Annotated in this window: 13 protein-coding genes; 12 read left to right on the forward strand and 1 reads right to left on the reverse strand. The window is 51.2% G+C overall.

Annotated elements, in window-relative coordinates:
• The 4 genes from alsS to pstS form a co-directional block, all read left to right on the forward strand.
• A partial coding sequence (alsS, locus tag RW65_RS12100) for an acetolactate synthase AlsS (RefSeq protein ID WP_039057002.1) occupies nucleotides 1-1438 on the forward strand: 1438 nt, incomplete at its 5' end.
• Between the two features lie 11 nt (nucleotides 1439-1449).
• Nucleotides 1450-2220, forward strand: coding sequence for a (S)-acetoin forming diacetyl reductase (locus RW65_RS12105; RefSeq protein ID WP_039057003.1), 771 nt, complete (start codon nucleotides 1450-1452; stop codon nucleotides 2218-2220).
• Between the two features lie 362 nt (nucleotides 2221-2582).
• A complete protein-coding gene (locus tag RW65_RS12110) occupies nucleotides 2583-4154 on the forward strand; it encodes an MFS transporter (RefSeq protein WP_039057004.1) in 1572 nt (523 codons plus the stop codon).
• Between the two features lie 383 nt (nucleotides 4155-4537).
• On the forward strand, nucleotides 4538-5569 hold the full coding sequence (pstS, locus tag RW65_RS12115) for a phosphate ABC transporter substrate-binding protein PstS (protein WP_502685555.1): 1032 nt from the start codon (nucleotides 4538-4540) through the stop codon (nucleotides 5567-5569).
• Between the two features lie 65 nt (nucleotides 5570-5634).
• On the opposite strand, the gene RW65_RS12120 is transcribed toward pstS, so the two are convergent.
• Entirely contained in the window at nucleotides 5635-6348 is a 714-nt protein-coding gene (locus RW65_RS12120) for a 4'-phosphopantetheinyl transferase family protein (protein WP_039057006.1), read from the reverse strand.
• 178 nt (nucleotides 6349-6526) lie between these two features.
• Here RW65_RS12120 and RW65_RS12125 point away from each other — a divergent pair, with 178 nt between their 5' ends.
• From RW65_RS12125 to RW65_RS12160, 8 genes are all read left to right on the forward strand, one after another.
• Nucleotides 6527-7159, forward strand: a complete 633-nt coding sequence (locus RW65_RS12125; protein ID WP_039057007.1) for an ECs1377 family protein — start codon at nucleotides 6527-6529, stop codon at nucleotides 7157-7159.
• Between the two features lie 298 nt (nucleotides 7160-7457).
• The gene (locus tag RW65_RS12130) at nucleotides 7458-8996 is read left to right on the forward strand and encodes a methyl-accepting chemotaxis protein (protein WP_039057008.1); all 1539 of its coding nucleotides are present in this window, start codon (nucleotides 7458-7460) and stop codon (nucleotides 8994-8996) included.
• A gap of 623 nt (nucleotides 8997-9619) precedes the next feature.
• Nucleotides 9620-12343, forward strand: coding sequence for a type VI secretion system Vgr family protein (locus RW65_RS12135; protein WP_039057009.1), 2724 nt, complete (start codon nucleotides 9620-9622; stop codon nucleotides 12341-12343).
• Nucleotides 12340-14208 carry a phospholipase D-like domain-containing protein gene (locus RW65_RS12140; RefSeq protein ID WP_039057010.1) on the forward strand — a complete coding sequence of 623 codons (1869 nt, stop codon included), beginning with the start codon at nucleotides 12340-12342 and terminating at the stop codon, nucleotides 14206-14208. The genes RW65_RS12135 and RW65_RS12140 overlap by 4 nt, the downstream gene beginning before the upstream one ends.
• Before the next feature lie 71 nt (nucleotides 14209-14279).
• Nucleotides 14280-15476, forward strand: a complete 1197-nt coding sequence (locus tag RW65_RS12145) for an SEL1-like repeat protein (RefSeq protein ID WP_231564385.1) — start codon at nucleotides 14280-14282, stop codon at nucleotides 15474-15476.
• 39 nt (nucleotides 15477-15515) lie between these two features.
• Entirely contained in the window at nucleotides 15516-16580 is a 1065-nt protein-coding gene (locus RW65_RS12150; protein ID WP_039057012.1) for an SEL1-like repeat protein, read from the forward strand.
• A 212-nt stretch (nucleotides 16581-16792) separates the two neighbouring features.
• The gene (locus RW65_RS12155; protein WP_039057013.1) at nucleotides 16793-18682 is read left to right on the forward strand and encodes a phospholipase D-like domain-containing protein; all 1890 of its coding nucleotides are present in this window, start codon (nucleotides 16793-16795) and stop codon (nucleotides 18680-18682) included.
• Nucleotides 18682-19202 (forward strand): SEL1-like repeat protein (locus RW65_RS12160; RefSeq protein WP_039057014.1); only part of this gene is annotated, 521 nt, incomplete at its 3' end. The genes RW65_RS12155 and RW65_RS12160, both read left to right, overlap by 1 nt.

Below are 19202 nucleotides of genomic sequence, written 5' to 3' on the forward strand. Positions count from 1 at the left end.
CGGCCCCGGCTGTTCCAACCTGATAACCGGACTTGCCACCGCCAATAGCGAAGGCGATCCGGTCGTTGCCATCGGCGGCGCGGTCAAAAGAGCCGATAAAGCCAAACTGGTGCACCAAAGTATGGATACGGTGGCGATGTTTAATCCTGTCACCAAATACTCGGTCGAGATAAACGCGCCGGATGCGATTGCGGAAGTGGTTTCAAACGCTTTTCGTGTTGCCGAACATGGCAGACCGGGCAGTGCGTTTGTCAGCCTGCCGCAGGATATTGCCGATCAAAGCGCCAGCGGCAATATCCTGCCCGTCAGCGGCGCGCCGCAGCTGGGTGCCGCGCCGGATAGCGCATTAGATGAAGTCGCAAAACTTATCGGTGAGGCACAAAACCCGGTATTTCTGCTCGGGTTAATGGCCAGCCGCGAAGAGAATATTGCGGCGCTGCATCAGCTGCTGGAAAAGAGCCATATTCCGGTCACCAGCACCTATCAGGCGGCGGGCGCGGTCAACCAAGAGCACTTCACCCGTTTTGCCGGTCGTGTTGGGCTGTTTAATAATCAGGCTGGCGATCGCTTATTGCATCTGGCGGATCTGGTTGTCTGCATCGGTTATAGCCCGGTTGAGTATGAACCCTCAATGTGGAATACCGGCGATGCGAAACTGGTACATATTGATGTGCTTCCCGCCTATGAAGAGTGTGATTACGTGCCGGACTGCGAACTGGTTGGCGACATTGCCAGTACGCTGGGCAAGCTGGCAGCGAAAATCGAAAAACCGCTGATCCTCTCTCCGCGCGCCTCGGAGATCCTGATTGAGCGCCGTAACCAGCGGGAACTGCTCAGCCGCAAAGGCGCGCAGCTTAACCAGTTCGCCATTCACCCGCTGCGTATTGTGCGCGCCATGCAGGATATCGTGAATAACGATGTCACGCTGACAGTCGATATGGGCAGTTTCCATATCTGGATTGCCCGCTATCTCTACAGCTTCCGCGCCCGTCAGGTGATGATCTCCAACGGCCAGCAAACTATGGGCGTCGCGCTGCCGTGGGCCATTGGCGCGTGGCTGGTCAACCCGCAGCGCAAAGTGGTATCGGTTTCCGGCGACGGCGGCTTTTTGCAATCAAGTATGGAACTGGAAACCGCGGTGCGCCTCGGGGCAAACGTGCTGCACATCATCTGGGTCGATAACGCCTACAATATGGTAGCGATTCAGGAAGAGAAAAAATACCAGCGTCTCTCTGGTGTTAATTTCGGTCCGGTGGATTTTAAAGCCTATGCCGACGCCTTCGGTGCCAAAGGTTTCGCTGTTGAAAGCACCGAGCAACTGGAACCTACCCTGCGCGCAGCAATGGATACGGACGGCCCGGCGGTGGTAGCGATCCCGGTAGATTACAGCGATAACCCATTGCTGATGGGTCAACTCAATCTAAGTCAAATTCTCTAAAAGGGGATGTTATGAAAAAAGTAGCGTTCGTGACCGGTGCCGGTCAGGGGATTGGTAAAGCGATTGCGTTGCGTCTGGCGAAAGACGGCTTTGCCGTTGCCGTAACCGACTATAACGCCGCGACGGCGCAGGCGGTGGCCGATGAAATTACGCAAAACGCAGGCAGCGCAATAGCCTTAACGGTGGATGTTGCTGACCGCGAACAGGTCTTAGCTGCGGTTGAGGAAGCCAGAGTCAAACTGCACGGTTTTGACGTGATTGTGAATAACGCCGGCGTTGCGCCTTCGACACCTATTGAGTCCATTACGCCGGAGGTGGTGGATAAGGTATATAACATCAATGTCAAAGGGGTTATCTGGGGTATTCAGGCGGCGGTGAAAGCGTTTAAAGCACAACAACACGGCGGCAAAATTATCAATGCCTGCTCACAGGCGGGGCATGTAGGTAACCCGGAACTGGCGGTGTATAGCTCAAGCAAGTTCGCGGTGCGGGGGCTGACGCAAACGGCGGCTCGGGATCTCGCCCCGCTCGGCATTACGGTGAATGGCTACTGTCCGGGGATTGTTAAAACGCCAATGTGGGCGGAGATCGATCGTCAAGTCTCGGAAGCCGCGGGCAAACCCATCGGTTATGGCACTGAACAGTTCGCCAAACGTATTACCCTTGGGCGACTTTCGGAACCGGAAGATGTCGCCGCCTGCGTCTCTTTTCTCGCCGGACCCGATTCAGACTATATGACCGGCCAATCATTGCTGATTGACGGCGGAATGGTCTTCAGCTGATATTGGGCTCGGACACAGCCTTGCCCTTGCAATCAAGCAGGGGCTTTTTTTCGCGCTTTTCTCGACACTTCATATCGCGCGTTTTTTCGCTGCTACTGCGATCGCATTTCTCACTTTTTTTGCCTTTTTAACGCCTGTTTTTTTCAGCGTATGCCAGAGTTCACATTTTCAACAACGATACTGGTATGGTAGTAGACATAAATTGATTAAGGGATTTTACTGAGCAGCGTGATGTCTCTCGTGCCCGTTATTAACGGCTGCGGTGGGGGCGAAAAAAACCTCTCTTATGGAGTTTTTATGTCCATGTTAAATAAAAATATCAGCAGCCTGCCGTTATGCATGCTGAAGTGCGGAGGCTGGTTATGACGCGTAAAAACAGAAAAGTAACCATTCCTGTCAGCATTGGTTACGGTATGACAGATATTATGGGCGGCGGCGCTTTTACGGTTATTGGTGCCTGGCTGCTGTTTTATTACACCACGTTTGTTGGTTTATCCCCCATTCAGGCGGCGTCGATCGTGGCAATAGCGCGCATAGTGGATGCTATCGTCAGTCTGTTTATGGGCAGCTTTACCGATCATTTCTACAAAAGTTATTTAGGTAAAAAGTTTGGCCGTCGTCGCTTCTTTTTACTGGTCGGCGCACCGCTGATGCTGGTGTATATTTTATTGTGGCTGAACGGGATGAACTTTTGGTTCTACCTCGCCGTGTATCTGGCCTTTGAAATTATTGCCGCGATGGTGTTAATTCCCTGGGAGACACTGCCTTCGGAAATGACCAAGGATTTTAACGACCGGACTAAACTTTCTACCTGCCGGATGTTCTTGTCTGCATCAGGTACCTTTCTCGCTACCTTTATTCCCGGTGTATTAATTGGCTGGCTCGGTGAAAAGAACGCCGATGCCTATTTAATTAACGGCGTTGTCTTTGCCGTGTTATTTATGGTTTGCGTATTTATTTCATGGAAAGTGACCTGGGAACGTGAAATCACCCCGGAAATGATGCGCGAGATGGATAAAACCCGCCAGCCGACGAATGCGTCAGAAAAGCTGGTTGGCATCGGGAAATTATTTAAAGAGTATGCTTCAACGCTGAAAATTCGTGCCTTCCGTAAACATCTGGCAATTTATCTGTTCTCCTTTACGGCGAAAGATATCTATAACACCGTGTTCGTCTTCTTCTGCGTTTACTGTCTGCAGGTCTCCTCTTCGCTGGCGGGCACGCTGCTTTCGATGAGTATTGTTGGGCTGCCGGTAACGCTTATCGCAGGACTCGCCATTATTAAATATGGGCCGTCGCGACTCTATGTTTTTGCCTACAGCATGATGTTGCTGTGCCTGGTCGGTTTCTTTCTGGTGTATCAATTCCCGACGGAACACAAAGTCTTGCTGTTGGTGGTGCTGGCCGGGCTGTACCAGGTGGGGCGCTGCGTACTGGAATTCACACCGTGGAACGTTTTCCCGTTTATTCCGGATATTGATGAAATGGTCACCCGCCAGCGCCGCGAAGGGCTGTTTGCTGCGGTGATGACCTTTTCACGTAAAACAACCGTAGCGATTGCGACCTTCGCCGTTGGTCTGCTGCTGCAGAGCGGGGGCTTTGTGAAAGGCAGTTTAGAACAGCCCCAGCAGGCGATAAATACCATTGTGCTGCTGCTATTTATCGGCACTTCCGGATTGCTGTTGATAGCGTTGTGGCAGGCGCTGACTTTCCATCTCAACAAACGTACTCACCGTATTTTCGTTGATGAACTGGATCGCCTGAAAGCGAACGGACTCAAGCAACACGTCACCCCGGAAACACGCAAAATTGTTGAAGATCTGACGGGCTATCGTTATGACGAGCTGTGGTCAGAAGGTGGGGTGAAGGGAGCGAAAGCGGGGGCAGCTTCACCTGCATTACATAACGGTTATCTGCCAAACCAGGATTTATAATGTGCTGGTTTGTTTTAAAGTAGAATAAATATTCGAAACATCATTGTTAAAAATAAGGCGGGTTATTTGCCGCAGCCAAGGCGGCGGCAAATAACAACGAACCTGATTGCACTTTAGTCACAATAAGCTTGTTGTTTAATAACTGAACGACGACAACCCAGGGAAATTCTCTTAGCTGTATCCACGGACCCGTAGATAAATTGCTCTTTCTTGCCTTTATCAAAGCCCTGCAGGTGAAAATCAGCGGGCTTTTTCCCTTTTCTGCTGCCTGATTTTAATTTTTCAGCGCTGACACAAAATTGTCATCTCTACCCTCTATCCTTCCCTGGCTCTTAATATTATTCAAAAATTTCCTACTATTTCGATTCGGAGAAATTATGGCAATGCTTAATACATCAGTTCGCCTGATGGCTGCTGCTCTCGCACTTTCGACGACGACCGTTTTCGCAGCAACGAATGTCACGGGTGCAGGCGGTACTTTCCCGGCGCCGGTGTATGCAAAATGGGCGGCTGAATATCAAAAACAGGCTGGCTCCCAGGTTAACTACCAGGGAATCGGTTCTTCGGGGGGTATTAAACAAATCATCGCCAAAACCGTCGATTTCGGCGCATCCGATGCCCCGATGAGCGATGACGATCTGGCGAAAAACGGTCTGTTCCAGTTTCCAACGGTGATTGGCGGCGTGGTACTGGCCGTGAATATCCCCGGCGTAAAATCCGGTGAGCTGACGCTGGACGGTAAAACCCTGGGCGATATTTATCTGGGCACCATCAAAAAATGGAACGACCCGGCCATCACCAAACTCAACCCGACCGTCAAATTGCCGGATACCAATATCAACGTGGTACGCCGTGCCGACGGTTCAGGTACCTCTTTTGTTTTCACCAGCTATCTGGCCAAAGTGAACAGTGACTGGGCAAGCAAAATTGGCAAAGGCTCGACGGTGAACTGGCCCGTAGGCCTGGGCGGTAAAGGTAACGACGGCGTTGCCGCTTTCGTACAGCGCCTGCCGGGCTCCATCGGCTATGTTGAATACGCCTATGCCAAACAGAACAACCTGACCTGGACAAAACTGTTTGATGCCGATGGCAAAGTGGTTGAGCCGTCGCAGCAAAGTTTCAGTAACAGCGCCAAAGGGGCTGACTGGAGCAAATCATTCGCCCAGGATCTGACCTTCCAGAAAGGCAAAGACGCGTGGCCGATTTCCTCCACCACCTTTATCCTGGTGTATAAAAAACAGGAAAACAGTGACAAAGGCGCTGAGGTGCTGAAATTCTTCGACTGGGCTTACAAAAACGGTAACGCCATCGCTACCGGCCTGGATTATGCGCCGCTGCCGGATTCCGTTACCGCTCAGGTACGTGCCGCATGGAAAGCGAACGTCCAGGATACGGCTGGCAAATCACTGTTCTAAAAATGTTGCTTACAAGCTTAACCCGGTTTGCGCCGGGTTTTTGCTTTTAGCCCGTGGTTGGCGACTTAAGCGATAAGCGTAATCACCCGGTTTTGCTGAATAAGAAAGTGACCAGACAGTTGGCTGCCTTGCGGGCGTTCGGGCGTCAAAGAGAGGGTGAGCGTCAGAGTGATAGTGCCTGTTGTCATATCCAGGGCGCAGACCCGCGCCGCGTCAAAGCCAAAAAAATTACCGACCTGTGGATAGAGCGCTTTGAAGAGGCTCTCTTTGGCAGAGAAGGTGATTAATAGCGCCGTTTCATACTCCACGCCGCAGTTGGCAAGCAGCTGCCGCTCCTGCGGGGAGGTAAACATCTCTGCGGTTTCCCGCATGGTTTTCCCATCGAACATTTCAATATCGATACCCGGCGATAGCCCGGCATCAACTGGGGCAATAACCGCCATCGCGTGACCATGGCTGTGCGTCAGGCTGCCGCACCAGCCCGCAGGCCAGACCGGCGCCCGGCTGGCAGAGCTGCCAACGTGTCCGTCGCAACCCGCCTGTTGCAATAAATATCCGGCTGCACAGCGAGCCGCGAGATACTCCGCGCGCCGTTTAACTACCGCTTTCTCCAGCCGGGAAGGGAACGGAATGCCATGTTGGCTAAAAAGCGTATCCGCGTAACAACCGCTATCAAACTCGACCTGGCAGAAGGTTATTGCCGGAAAGGGCGTCGCTACGCCGGTAGTAATGTGGCGCAAAAAGGGCGTTGGAGGAAGCGTTACCTGTGAAGTGAACATGCCGTGTTTGATAATCCTCAAAATGTGTCGAACCCTGACGCAAGCGCAGCCATTGTACACCGCTTCCCCGGATGGCGGGGAAGGGTAGCGGCAAGGTTTGCAGGTTGCATCTTCCGGTTATACCGGCACGCTGGTAAAGTGATTCGCGGCAAAAACGACCGGGAAAAGGCAGGTAAAGATGAGCGGACGCATCGACTATCAAATTGAAAAGTATAGTTTCACCGCGGTGGATGAAACGCCTCGTCTGGCACGCCAGTGGGCCGACGTCATTGAAGAGTGCCGCCAAACGCAGGCCGGAGCGCAGGAGCGTTTACGCATCGCGTTGCTGAATGTCGATTATGTTACCAGCCTTGAGCTGCCTTTTCGTTTGCTACTGGTGCGCACTCCGCAGCTAATAGACAGTCTGCGCGATGAACTGCAAATCAGCCGCAAACCTGCCGTGATTAGCGGCAGCCGCTGGGGCTGTACCTACACGTTAAAGAGTGACTTAAGCGCCATCCCCGATGCCTTTAGCTATCGCTTTTCAAACCGTATTCGCCGTCAGGATCCGGGTAACGTTACGGCTGCGCCCTATCAGCAGATAGCCAAAGAGGTTAAAGCCCCGCGCGAGCGCCTGAGCATGGCGCTGGAGAGCGGTTTGCAGGTTACGGCCCTTGATGCGCTGTTCTGGTTCGGCATTCAGCGCCTGGCGGCGGATGTCGCACGGCTGAGAAAGAGAGGTATGCGCATCCGTTGCGCAGAAACAGATGCCTTCGATAGCCTGACGGGTACCACCAGGCGAGTGCCTTTTTATCAGCATGAGCTGCGTTAACGGTACATACTGTATCCAGCGACAGGCCCATTTCGCGGCCTGCTCATAGGGTATTAGTGTGATCCTGTTCTTAGTTATGACCAGGAATTTTCTTAGCGTCTCTCACCCCATGCCAAATAACACGCCACATATTAGCCGTTTACATTTATTTAACATCAAAACTATTAACGCAGCGTAAATATACGATTTCTATCGATTAAGCCATTGCGTTGAATTTCCGATAAAGAGATCAGGCGCGGTTCCCAATCAGAGGGCCGATGCTGTACCCGCTATATAAAACAACAATAGGTACAAAGCCATGAAACTCTCTTTAGCCCAAAAACTTTGGCTCCCTCTTATCGTGGCGCTGATATGCCTTGCCGGCACGCTTTTCTACAGCTCTCTGGCGGTCAAAAATGACCAACTCACCTTACGCAAAAATGAATTGCAGCATGTCTCGCAGCTGGCGCTGAGTATTGTCAAAACTCAGGCTGCGCTGGTGGATAAGGGGCAAATTTCTCAAGAAGAGGCGCAAAAACGCGCCACCCAGTTCATCAAGGATCTGCGCTACGGCGAAACCGGCTACTTCACCATTCTTAATACCCAGGCGCAGGTGTTGATGCATCCGATTAACGCCAAACTGATTGGCAACGGGCCGGATGTGAAGGATCCCAATGGGGTCTATATCTTCCGCGATATGGTTGCCGTTACTCGCGATAATAACGCCGGCTTTACCGCCTATGTATTTCCGCGTCCCGGCGAAGCCACCGCTCAGCCGAAAATTGCCTACAGCATTCCGTGGACGCCCTGGGGATGGATTATTACCACCGGTCTGTATGTCGATGATATCGACACGGCGTTTATGGTTTCCCTCTACCAGAACCTGATTGCCTTTGTGGCTATCAGTATTCTGCTTTCAATCCTCGTTTATCTGATCAATCGCGGAACCTTGCTGACCCTGGGCGGCGAACCCCGCTACGCCGTTGCCGTGGCGGCCCGTATTGCCGCCGGGGATCTTTCGCAACCGGTCGATAAAAAGGCCGGTGACAGCTCAAGCCTGATCCACGAAATGGGTATGATGCGTGAACAGCTGACCAGCGTGATTCAGGATATTCGCCAGGGGGCAGAGATGATTAACAGCAGCACCCACGATATTGTCACCGGCAATCAGCAGGTGGCTTCCCATTCTGAGAACCAGGCGGTATCGCTGGAAAGAACCTCCTCCAGCATGGAACAGATTACAGCCGCCGTTAAACAGAATGCGGAAAATGCCGGGCAGGCGCGTCAGCTGGCGAGCGAAGCGGTGGATATCGCCTCGCGCGGCGGCGAAGTGATGCAAAGCATGAATGAAACCATGAACGGTATTTCCGAAAGCGCCGGGAAAATCGCCAGCATTATTGAAGTGGTAAACGGCATTGCGTTTCAGACCAATATCCTGGCCCTGAATGCCGCCGTTGAAGCGGCAAGAGCCGGCGAGCAGGGCAGAGGATTCGCTGTGGTGGCCGGGGAAGTGCGCAGTCTGTCATTACGCAGCTCGCAGGCGGCGCAGGAAATAAAAGGCCTGGTGGAAGAGTCCGTCACGCGGGTGAATAACGGTTCATCACAAATTAAAGTCGCCGGTAGCAGTATCGAAGAGATGATCGTTGCGGTACGTCGCGTGTCGGATATTATGTCGGAAATTTCAGTCGCCACTGATGAACAGAGCAAAGGGATCAGCCATGTTAACGAAGCGATTGTGCAAATTGATGCGGTAACGCAGCAGAACACTGCGCTGGTACAACATGCGGTATCGGCGGCCAGCGCGCTGGAAGAGCAGACGCACCGGCTGACGCAGACGGTGGCATTTTTTAATACCTAAATGCCAGGCGACAGACGCACTTCATGTGCGTCTGTTTTGCCGGTGAGAAACAAGCGTGGTCTGATAATAAGCCCGTAACTACGCATCAGAAAAACCGCTTCATCGTTTCCTCTTCTTTGCCTCACGCCTTTAATGATTGATATCCATTTTCAAATTCAAACGCTGATACGAATCAATCTGCATGCATTTTGTGAGCAACATTCTGCGTGCATTGACATGGTCGATATAAACGTTTGTTTTTAATGGTGGCTATGGTTCGTTTCTCTGAACCTGCATAGTAATTCACTACAATTAAATGGATGAAAATTCCTAATAAATAAGTTTATGTAGTTAAAAGATCGGTAAATTTGATCTTATCTCGATGATCATTCTATTATCGCTGGCAAAGCACCGTGCAGGGAAATGCTTGCTCACGATAAATAAACGGTGAGGGGCGGTAGCGTGCCTGACGCTCTGATAAAGAATGTAACCACAGGAAAATCTCTACGTTCAATCTTGCCTGCATCTATCGTGTGACCCTACGGCAATTAGCATAAAAACTCCCTGGCAGATGCCTTCTCATGCCTGTTTTTGTGCTGCGCTAAATCTTACGGAAGAACCGATTACATAATGGAGTCAACGCCATGAGCCTGACGGATACTTTGAATAAAACGGCGGCTACCCTTGCCGGAAAAACTCTTAATCGCTACCACCTCAATATTCCTTCCTGCGCGGCGGATATCGATGTGGAACACTTCAGCGGCTCGGAGGCGCTAAGTGCGCTCTACAGTTACACCATCAACTTTACCAGTGCGGTCAAAAATATTGATGCCCGCCAGATATTGAATAAACCGGCAACCCTGACCATGGACGCGGGTCAGTTACTTGCCTTGACGCAACGCAAAGTGGTGCACGGGATAATCACCCACTTCGAGCGTATCAGTGGATCGGTGGATGAAGCGCAGTACAGCATAGTGCTGAAACCCTTTCTGGCACTCTTGAGTAATCAGTTCCGTACCCATCGATTTTTCGTTAACAAATCGGTGCCGGATGTTGTTGCAGAGGTTTTACAGGAGCATGGCCTGAAAGGTTGGGAGTATCAGTTCAATCTTAAGACTGATTATCCGAAGCGTGAGCAGATTAACCAGTACCAGGAAAATGACCTCGCGTTTATCGAGCGTCTGCTGGCTGAGGTGGGGATTTTTTACTTTTTCACCCTACAGCCCGACACGCAAACCGAAGTGGTGCATTTTGCGGACGCGCAGAGCGCCTTGACGTTCGATAAAAAGCTGCCGTTGAACAGCCCATCAGGGACAAATGACAACGCGATCGATTCGGTATGGGGCATACATGTCCGCCATAATGTGGTGGAGCGTTCGGTAACTGCCAACGATTATAACCATCGGGAAGCTCAAAATATCCTGACCTCCGTGGCGGCGGATATGACGCGGGGCGACGGTGAAGGCATCACGTATGGGGATGTTTATCATTATCGGCCACGCCACCTTGAGCGTGGCGACAAAATAGCTCCGTCAGCGGAAACGGCTAACTTCTGGGCGCGACTGGAGCATGAACGTTTTCTGTCGAACCAGTGTACGGTAACCGGCAACAGTACCGATTACACTCTCGCCCCAGCCCAGGTGCTAATCATCACCGAAATCACCTTTCCTCCGACACTACCGCCTGAAACAGAAAATGGTGTGGTAATTATCAACGCTAACTACACGGCGAGCCGTAAAAATGCGCTACGGGTAGAGTGGTCGGCGATGCCCTATTACGAAAACCGTTGTTGGCGTCCGGCCGCCAAAAAACGTCCTGTGGTCAGCGGTACTCTAATGGCGCGCGTGACCAGCGCTAAAGAGTTCGACATTTATGCCTGGCAGGATGCGTCAGGCATGTACCGGGTGAAATTTGATGCCGATCGTGATGACAAGCATCAGGGCATGGAAAGTATGCCGGTACGTTTCGCCAAACCTTACGGCGGTGATAAATACGGCTTTCACTTCCCATTAATACAGGGTACAGAAGTTGCTATTGCCTTCCACGAAGGCGATCCCGATCGTCCGTATATTGCCCATGCCCTGCATGACTCCCGCCACGTTGATCATGTCACCGATGCCAACAGTACGCGCAATGTGATCCGCACAGCGGGCCTGAACAAACTGCGCATGGAAGACAAGCGTGGCGAAGAGCACGTTAAGCTGAGTACCGAATACGGTGGTAAGAGCCAGCTTAATCTGGGACACAATGTGGATGCCTCGCGCAAATTACGCGGTGAGGGCGCTGAGCTGCGTACCGACCGGCATGTTTCCATCCGTGGCGGAGCCGGTGTGTTCATCACTGCCGACAAACAGCATCAGGCCGAGGGCCTGATGCTGGAAATGCAGGACACGCTGGACAGGTTGCAACAATCTGGCGAGCAAATGGATTCCCTCTCAAAAGATGCACAAGCCGCCAATGCCGATCCGGCACAGGTCGACGTGCAGCTTGCCTTTATGCGTGAACAGATTGAGCAGCTTAAAGAAGCGGTTGCTGTTCTCAGCGCACCACAAGGGATTGCACTGAGTAGCGGCCAGCATTTGCAGCTGGCAGCACGACAAAACCTGATGCTAAGCGCGGGGGCCGATGCCGATATGGGAGTGTTGAAGCGCCTGTTTGTTGGTGTTGGCGAAGGGATCAGCGTCTTTGTGCGCAAGCTGGGGATGAAACTAATTGCCAACCAGGGGCCGGTAACTATCCAGGCGCAAAATGATCAACTGCAGTTGTTGGCTCGTAAGGATCTTGAGATCGTAAGTACTGATGATGAAATTCACATTATCGCGAAAAAGAAGATCATTATTAACGGCGGCGGGAGTTATTTGACCCTCGATCCCTATCGGATCGAATGTGGAACTAACGGTGATTTTGAACTCAAATCAGCGGATTTTAATTACAGCGGCCCGGCCAGTATGAAGGCCGATCATCCTGATTATCCGCCGCTGCAGTCAAATGTCAGACAGCCTTTAAATTTCAAAGTCATGCAGTCGCCTAACGCGCCCGGGAGCGGTTGGGCGGGAATGTCCTACACGCTTTTTGCTGATGGAGCACCACTTACACAGGGAGTCCTGGATGAGCAAGGGCGAATTCAAATAGATCATCAAGTTGTAACGCAAAACTACAAATTAGTGCTGGCTAACGGCGTCAGCTATCAGATCCCATTAGTTGAAGCATACAGCAACCCTGAACAGGGCAAACTCGCCAATCATGGTTTTCATCACCATGTCTCGCAGGCTGCAGCAGATATCACTAAGCCTGCATCACATACTGAACATCGTAGCGTTTACGCGCAATTACTTGATGGACTCGCTGAAAAGGAAGATAGCGAATGAGCCAAAACGATATTGTGGTTCCTGTTGCGACGTCTTACACCACGGAGTGTCAGATCGTTTCTCCATGGTTCGTACAGGGTACGGAATATCCGCCAACGCTGGCAACCTATAAGCCGCTGGTTAACGGAGAAGAAGCCTTTGCAGCGGTTTATCATGCCATCGCTAACGCAAAGAGGACGGTGGATATTATCTGCTGGGGATTTCAGCCCTCTATGTATTTTATTCGCGATGGCAAGGCGCTGTGTATAGGTGATCTGCTTTGCAAGCTGGCGGATGAGAAAAAAGTGCAGGTGCGTGTGCTGGGATGGGAAATGCCATTAAACGCGGCAGGTGGCGGAGGAGAGGCCAATTTACCTGGTAAAGGTGCCATCCGGATTAAAGACCGTGCAGGTCAAAGTACGACGGATGAACGTTATGCTTATGACCGACAATGGTTCAGTCAATATTCCTTGTCAGGTGAATGGTCCGCTCATCAATTGAAACACAGGCAGGCAGGAATAGCTGAAATAGCGACCGCCCCGCTCGCGCACAGAGAGGAAAAATTAAGCTCATCTTCCCCTTTGTTTGTTGGCCGTGGGTTTAACCCTTTTGATAGGGCTGAGATTGCATACCGGGCTGCGAACGGGGCGCTTGATCCTGACCTTAGCCCCGATACGATACTTATTCTTGCCGGTACAGTGACCCACCATCAAAAAACGGTGCTGGTGGATTATGACCTGCCGGATTCTGCCGTGGGCTTTGTCATGGGGCATAACATGCTTGACGAGTACTGGGATACTGACCGGCATTCGGCCATGTTTCGCCCGGGCAACAAAATGGATCCCCGGTTTGGTGCTAATGGCACATTACCCAGACAGGATATTTCCAGTCAGGTTACCGGACCAATTCTTGAGCATTTGCACCATAATTTTGCTACCGCCTGGCAAAGGGCGACGGGGCAGGATCTGCTGACCATTCGCAACGCAGTGGCCGTTGCTAAACAGCTAAAACCGCGTGCTCTATATGGCACACCGATAATGGCGCAACTGCTGCGTACTCAACCACAGGAGGGGATGCGCGATATTGAGACGCTCTATCTGAACGCGGTAAATAATGCCACACAGTTTATTTATATCGAAAACCAATATTTTCGCTGGCCGCCGTTGGCTGAATTAATTAATAAAATAGCCGAACGCTTGAGTAAAGTGGGGCACGCATTACATCTGTTTGTTGTGACCAACGTTACGGATGAGGGTATTGGTGCGGGGACGTTAAATACCCAGCGTATGCTGGAGGAGCTAGGCCAGGCTAATACCATTCCAGAAGTAACTAAACTGCGGAAAATTACCCATCTCAGCCAGGAAACCTTCAATAGGCCTGTCGGTTATTTTGATCCTGGAAAAATACGTCAATATAATCGTGAGATGAATGAAAAAGTTTCTGACTTTAAAAATAAATCAGATGAAATCCAGAATGGTGAAATATTGTCAGAAGAACGCCCAGGTCTGAAGGTTCATATTTGCTCGCTGGTGGCACCGGATTCTCCGCCCGAAGAGTGGGTGCCAGTATATATTCACTCAAAGCTAATGATCGTAAATGATGTATTTACTACCCACGGTTCCGCTAATATTAATACTCGCAGTATGCAGGTAGACAGTGAAATGAATATCGCCCATGAGTGGGCCAGCGTTACGCGGGATTTGCGACGGCGGCTGTGGAATTTGCATACCGGTGGGCGAGGTGGGCAGGATGATGCTGCTAAGGCATTTGACTCATGGGCAAAAATTCTTAGCGATAATAATGATCGCCAGAGGAATAAACAAGCACCCATTGCATCACTTACTAAATTTTTATATGACAAGCCCACACTGAGCGATCTGGATTGATGAGACTAATAATTTTATTTTGCTTAGCGTTGGTCGCCTGTGACCAGAAGAATACATACAAGGATGTGACGATGGACCCGCTAAACGATATTAATACCCAACTGGCATTTACTTGTATGCATCAGGTAATTCCTGATGCCTCTTTTGATACCGACGTACTGTTTAAATACGCCCGCTGGTTACAAATAAATAATCTTATTAACCAGGATAAAACCGTGGATACGGAAATCGCCCGTCTGTACAGGATCGCCGCAGAAAACGGACATTACAAAGCCAGCATTAACCTGCAAAACGGAGCGCTGCGTGGCCGCTTTTCACTGAGCAGCCATGAACGGCTGCGCCTGAGCCAGCAATTGATTGATGCGAAGGTTGCTGCTGGCTACTACTTTATCGCTATTTACCTTGAGCACGGCGCAGCTGGGCTGGCGCGGGACCCGGAGATGGCACTGCGTTACTATCGTAAGGCAGCGGATGAGGGTAATCCTCAGGCGCAGGCTTATATCGGTAATAAGCTTGCTCCTGTTCATATGGCACCTGATATTTCGGAAAAAATGTTTCATTGCGCAGCGGAGCAGGGGAGTGGCGAGGCGGCTAATGCTTTGGGAGTAAACATGAAGAACCGCAGACAATATCAGATAGCACTTGAACTATTTCAGTTAGGGGTTGCGGCTGGAGATTCAACTTCTGCTAGCTTTTTAGGAAGTGGATTTAATGGACCTGAACCATCCAATACTCTTGACTATTTGAAACAGCAAAAGGATCCGGAACGAGTGCGTCGATATGAAATAATCTGGCGAATCCTGGCTAAATACTCTTACGCCCATCCCACCGTCCCTGAAATCAACGATATCGTCCCGCTGCCGCCCGCCCCGCTGCCGGAATGGGACGGTAAACTGAAGTGGCTGGAAGCGTACGAGGCCAATATCGCGCCACCCAAACCCAGTGAGTCGCTGATTGCGGAACTGGCCAGGGCAAAACAACTGAACCCCGCAACAGGCAGACCACTGCCCGCCTCCCCGGATTTTGAAAAAGATGACGTGGCAAACCTGCAGTGCTACAGCGGAGAACCCTGCCCGAAAAGCGGCTACTGGCAGATAGCGTGGGTGCCGCAGTTCGGGACCAGCAAACAGGAGATCCTTCATTTTAACGCGGGCGATATCATGCCCACCGACACTGTGGACTGGATTGATACACGTCCGTGGCCGCTGCGGGACAGGTGGATGCAGGAAGACCGTCCTGTGCACTGGCAATGGCTGGGCGAGGCCTGAGCCAATACTCTGGAGAAATCATGGAAAAGGAACGCAGGGATGAAAGTAAAAATAGTATCGGTCGTACTGGGTTGCCTGCTGCTGGTGGGGTGCGACCCGCAAGCTTCCCGCCGGAATAAACCGCCAGACCCGCTGAGCGATATCAATGTCCGGCTGGCATTCACCTGTAAACACCAGTTTCTTCCTGATGCCTCCGCTGATACCGACATGCTGTTTAAATACGCCCGCTGGCTGCAGAAAAACAATCTGATCGATCGGGATAAAAACGCGGATACGGAAATTGCCCGTCTGTACAGGATCGCCGCGGAAAACGGGCATTACAAAGCCAGTATTAATCTGCAAAACGGAGCGCTGCGCGGACGCTTTTCCCTGAGCAGTCATGAACGTCTGCGACTGAGCCAGCAGCTGATTGATGCGAAAGTAGCTGCTGGCTACTACTTTATCGCCATATACCTTGAACATGGCGCAACTGGGCTGGTACGCGATCAGGCGATGGCGTTACGCTACTACCGTAAAGCGGCGGATCAAGGCAATCCTCAGGCTCAGTTGTATATTGGCGATAAATTGTTACCGGCAAAAATGGCGCCTCAAGTTGCATTACAAATGTTTCACTGTGCTGCTGCCCAAGGCGAAGGAGAGGCTGCTAATTCCTTAGGGAATTTGCTGGCAATTGAAAGAAAATATCTTGAGGCTACTGAGATTTTTCAGCAGGGAGTAGCTGCAGGTAATTATATTTCTGCGTATGCAATGGAACAAGGATTTTCCGGCCCGGATCCCAAAGATAGACTGTACTTTTTGGCATTACAAAAAGATCCAGAACGCGCCATGCGTTATAAAAAAATTGGCAAAGTGCTCAGTAGCTATTCGTATGCCCATCCCACCGTCCCTGAAATCAACGATATCGTCCCGCTGCCGCCCGCCCCGCTGCCGGAATGGGACGGCAAACTGAAGTGGCTGGAAGAGCACGAAGCTAATATCCCGCCGCCAAAACCCAGTGAGGCGCTGATTGCAGAACTGGCCAGGGCAAAACAGCTGAACCCCGCAACAGGCAGACCGCTGTCCGCTTCCCCGGATTTTGAGAAAGATGGCATGGCAAATCTTTAGTGTTACAGCGGCGAACCCTGCCCGCAGAGTGGCCACGGACATATAGCGTAGCTGGCAGCTGCTGGGGGGGTGCGACCCGCAAAAAACGCAGGGATGAACCGATAATCACGCGTTGCAAATTAAGGCTGATATTAATACTTCAGAATCATATACAACCCAGCGGAATATCTGTTCCCGATTAATTAACGGAATTAATAACACGGAAGAACCTGATGAAATTAAAGGACATTGTTGTCCCCATTGCTCCGGTTGAAACCGGTCAGTGTATCATTACCCCTCCCTGGTTTGTTCAGGACACGGAATACCCGCCTGCGTTAACAACCTATAAGCCGTTAATCAACGGGGAGGAAGCTTTCGCGGCGGTGCATAATGCCATCGCTAACGCACAGAAATCGGTCGATATTATTTGCTGGGGGTTTCAGCCCTCAATGTATTTTATTCGTGACGGGAAGAGTCCCTGCATCGGTGAATTACTGGTAAACCTCGCGCGGGAAAAAGATGTCCAGGTGCGAATTCTTGGCTGGGAATTTCCGGGTAACGCAACGGGTCATATCGGGGAAGCTAATTTGCCCGGAAAAGGCGCTATTCGTTATAAGGACCGTGCGGGACAGAGTGCAACAGATAAACAATATGCTTTCGACCGGCAGTGGTTTATTGATCATTCCTACAGCGGGGAATGGCAGGATGTTGCTCTGGGTAAGCTTGGGCTGCCAGGAAAAGCTCTGCAGCATGATATTCGTAATCAAAAAGTGCGTACAATCTCGCCTTTATTTGTCGGGCGTGGATTTGATGAAACAGAACGGGCTGAAATAGCCTATCGTGCATCCAGAGAAGCCCTTGATCCCGATTTGAGTTTTAAAACGGTGGGGGTAATGGCCTTTGCCCCCACTCATCACCAGAAAACGGTGCTGGTGGATTATGAAATCCCGGCAAGAGCAGTTGGGTTTGTAATGGGGCACAACATGCTGGATGAGTACTGGGACACCGACGCCCATTCGTCCCGGCGCCGTGCCGGGAGTGCTGACGCCTGGCGTCCAAATGAAGGTGCCTGTGGCTTTTTGCCGCGACAGGACATTTCTTGCCGGGTGACCGGTCCTGTTCTCGAGCATCTGCATGAAAATTTTGCCAGGGCATGGTTTAAAGAAACGCATCAGGATCTTATGACGCTGCGCAAGGCGCAGGAGGTTGCAAAAAGCCTGAAGCCCCGTACCGGTTTCGGCACCCAGATGATGGCTCAGCTCCTGCGCACGCAACCGCAGGAGAATAAGCGGGATATTGAACAGCTCTATATGAAGGCGGTCAGAAACGCCACGCAATTTATCTATATTGAAAACCAGTATTTCCGCTGGCCACCGCTGGCTGAGGCAATCAAGAATGCGGCGCTTGAACAGACTCAAGCAGGGCGTACTCCGGAAAAACACAGGGTCCTTCATCTTTTTGTCGTGACGAACGTAACGGATGATGGAATAGGTTCAGGTACGGTTAATACCCAGCGGATGCTGGAAAGCCTTGGCCAGTCTAATACTATTCCGGAAGTGACCAGAGCAATGAGACTCGAAGCGCTGAAAGAACCCCATCCCTTTAATTCGAATGCTGAAACATCGTGGGATCCAAAAAGTGAGGAACAGATTGAGCGGGAGATATCCAGGCAACAGGAAGAGTACCAGCGTAAAGTTAATGAAATAAAAGAGTCCACTATTCTTCCGGAAGAGCGTCCGGGGTTAAAAATTCATGTCTGTTCTCTGGTGGCACCTGATTCGCCGCCGGATAACTGGATGCCGGTTTATATTCACTCAAAATTGATGATTATTAATGATGTGTTTACCACACATGGTTCGGCCAATATTAATACGCGAAGCATGCAGGTGGACAGTGAAATGAATATTGCCTTTGAATGGGCCAGCGAGACGCGAAGTTTACGACGCCGCTTATGGAATTTACATACCAACGGAGAAGGGGGCCAGGATGATCCTGATGAAGCATTTGAAAAATGGGAGGACATAATGAATAAGAATCAAGACAACAAGGCTTTAAACTGTGCGCCTGTAGCGTCATTGATTAAGTTCCACTACGACAAACCCACATTAAAGGATCTGGACTGATGCGTATATTACTGCTGCTGTCCTGCTTACTGTTTGCTGCCTGCGATCAGAGCAGTGTTAAGCCCAAAGGAAACAAGGAGATTTCTGTGGACCCGTTATCTGATATCAACGCCCGACTGGCGTTTACCTGCCGGTATGAAACCCTGCCGGAGCCAGCGGCGGAGGCCGATGTTCTGTTTAAATACGCCCGCTGGCTGCAGGTCAATAACCGGTTACAGGACGACAAGTCGGTGGACACCGAGGTCGGGCGGCTGTACCGCATCGCGGCGGAAAATGCACATACGAAAGCCACCATCAACCTGCTGAATGGCTCACTGCGGGGCCGCTTCGGGTTAACAGGCGGTGAACGGCTGCGTTTCGCTCAGCAACTGATTAAGGCGAAGGTCGCCAGCGGCTACTACTTTATTGCGATTTATCTGCAGTATGGCGCAGCCGGTCTGAAACAGGATGACGGGATGGCATTGCGCTACTACCGAAAAGCGGCAGATGAAGGGAATCCGCAGGCGCAGGCTTACGTCGG

The sequence above is a fragment of the Enterobacter sp. Bisph1 genome (assembly GCF_000814905.1).
GTDB lineage: Bacteria > Pseudomonadota > Gammaproteobacteria > Enterobacterales > Enterobacteriaceae > Kosakonia.

Excerpts from the sequence above, each read along its gene's own strand:
- RW65_RS12155 (WP_039057013.1), top strand. The coding sequence starts at position 16,793 with ATGAAATTAAAGGACATTGTTGTCCCCATTGCTCCGGTTGAAACCGGT.
- RW65_RS12110 (WP_039057004.1), top strand. The coding sequence starts at position 2,583 with ATGACGCGTAAAAACAGAAAAGTAACCATTCCTGTCAGCATTGGTTAC.
- RW65_RS12150 (WP_039057012.1), top strand. The coding sequence starts at position 15,516 with ATGAAAGTAAAAATAGTATCGGTCGTACTGGGTTGCCTGCTGCTGGTG.
- RW65_RS12125 (WP_039057007.1), top strand. The coding sequence starts at position 6,527 with ATGAGCGGACGCATCGACTATCAAATTGAAAAGTATAGTTTCACCGCG.
- pstS (WP_502685555.1), top strand. The coding sequence starts at position 4,538 with ATGCTTAATACATCAGTTCGCCTGATGGCTGCTGCTCTCGCACTTTCG.
- RW65_RS12135 (WP_039057009.1), top strand. The coding sequence starts at position 9,620 with ATGAGCCTGACGGATACTTTGAATAAAACGGCGGCTACCCTTGCCGGA.
- RW65_RS12130 (WP_039057008.1), top strand. The coding sequence starts at position 7,458 with ATGAAACTCTCTTTAGCCCAAAAACTTTGGCTCCCTCTTATCGTGGCG.
- RW65_RS12120 (WP_039057006.1), bottom strand. The coding sequence starts at position 6,348 with ATGTTCACTTCACAGGTAACGCTTCCTCCAACGCCCTTTTTGCGCCAC.
- RW65_RS12140 (WP_039057010.1), top strand. The coding sequence starts at position 12,340 with ATGAGCCAAAACGATATTGTGGTTCCTGTTGCGACGTCTTACACCACG.
- RW65_RS12105 (WP_039057003.1), top strand. The coding sequence starts at position 1,450 with ATGAAAAAAGTAGCGTTCGTGACCGGTGCCGGTCAGGGGATTGGTAAA.
- RW65_RS12145 (WP_231564385.1), top strand. The coding sequence starts at position 14,280 with ATGGACCCGCTAAACGATATTAATACCCAACTGGCATTTACTTGTATG.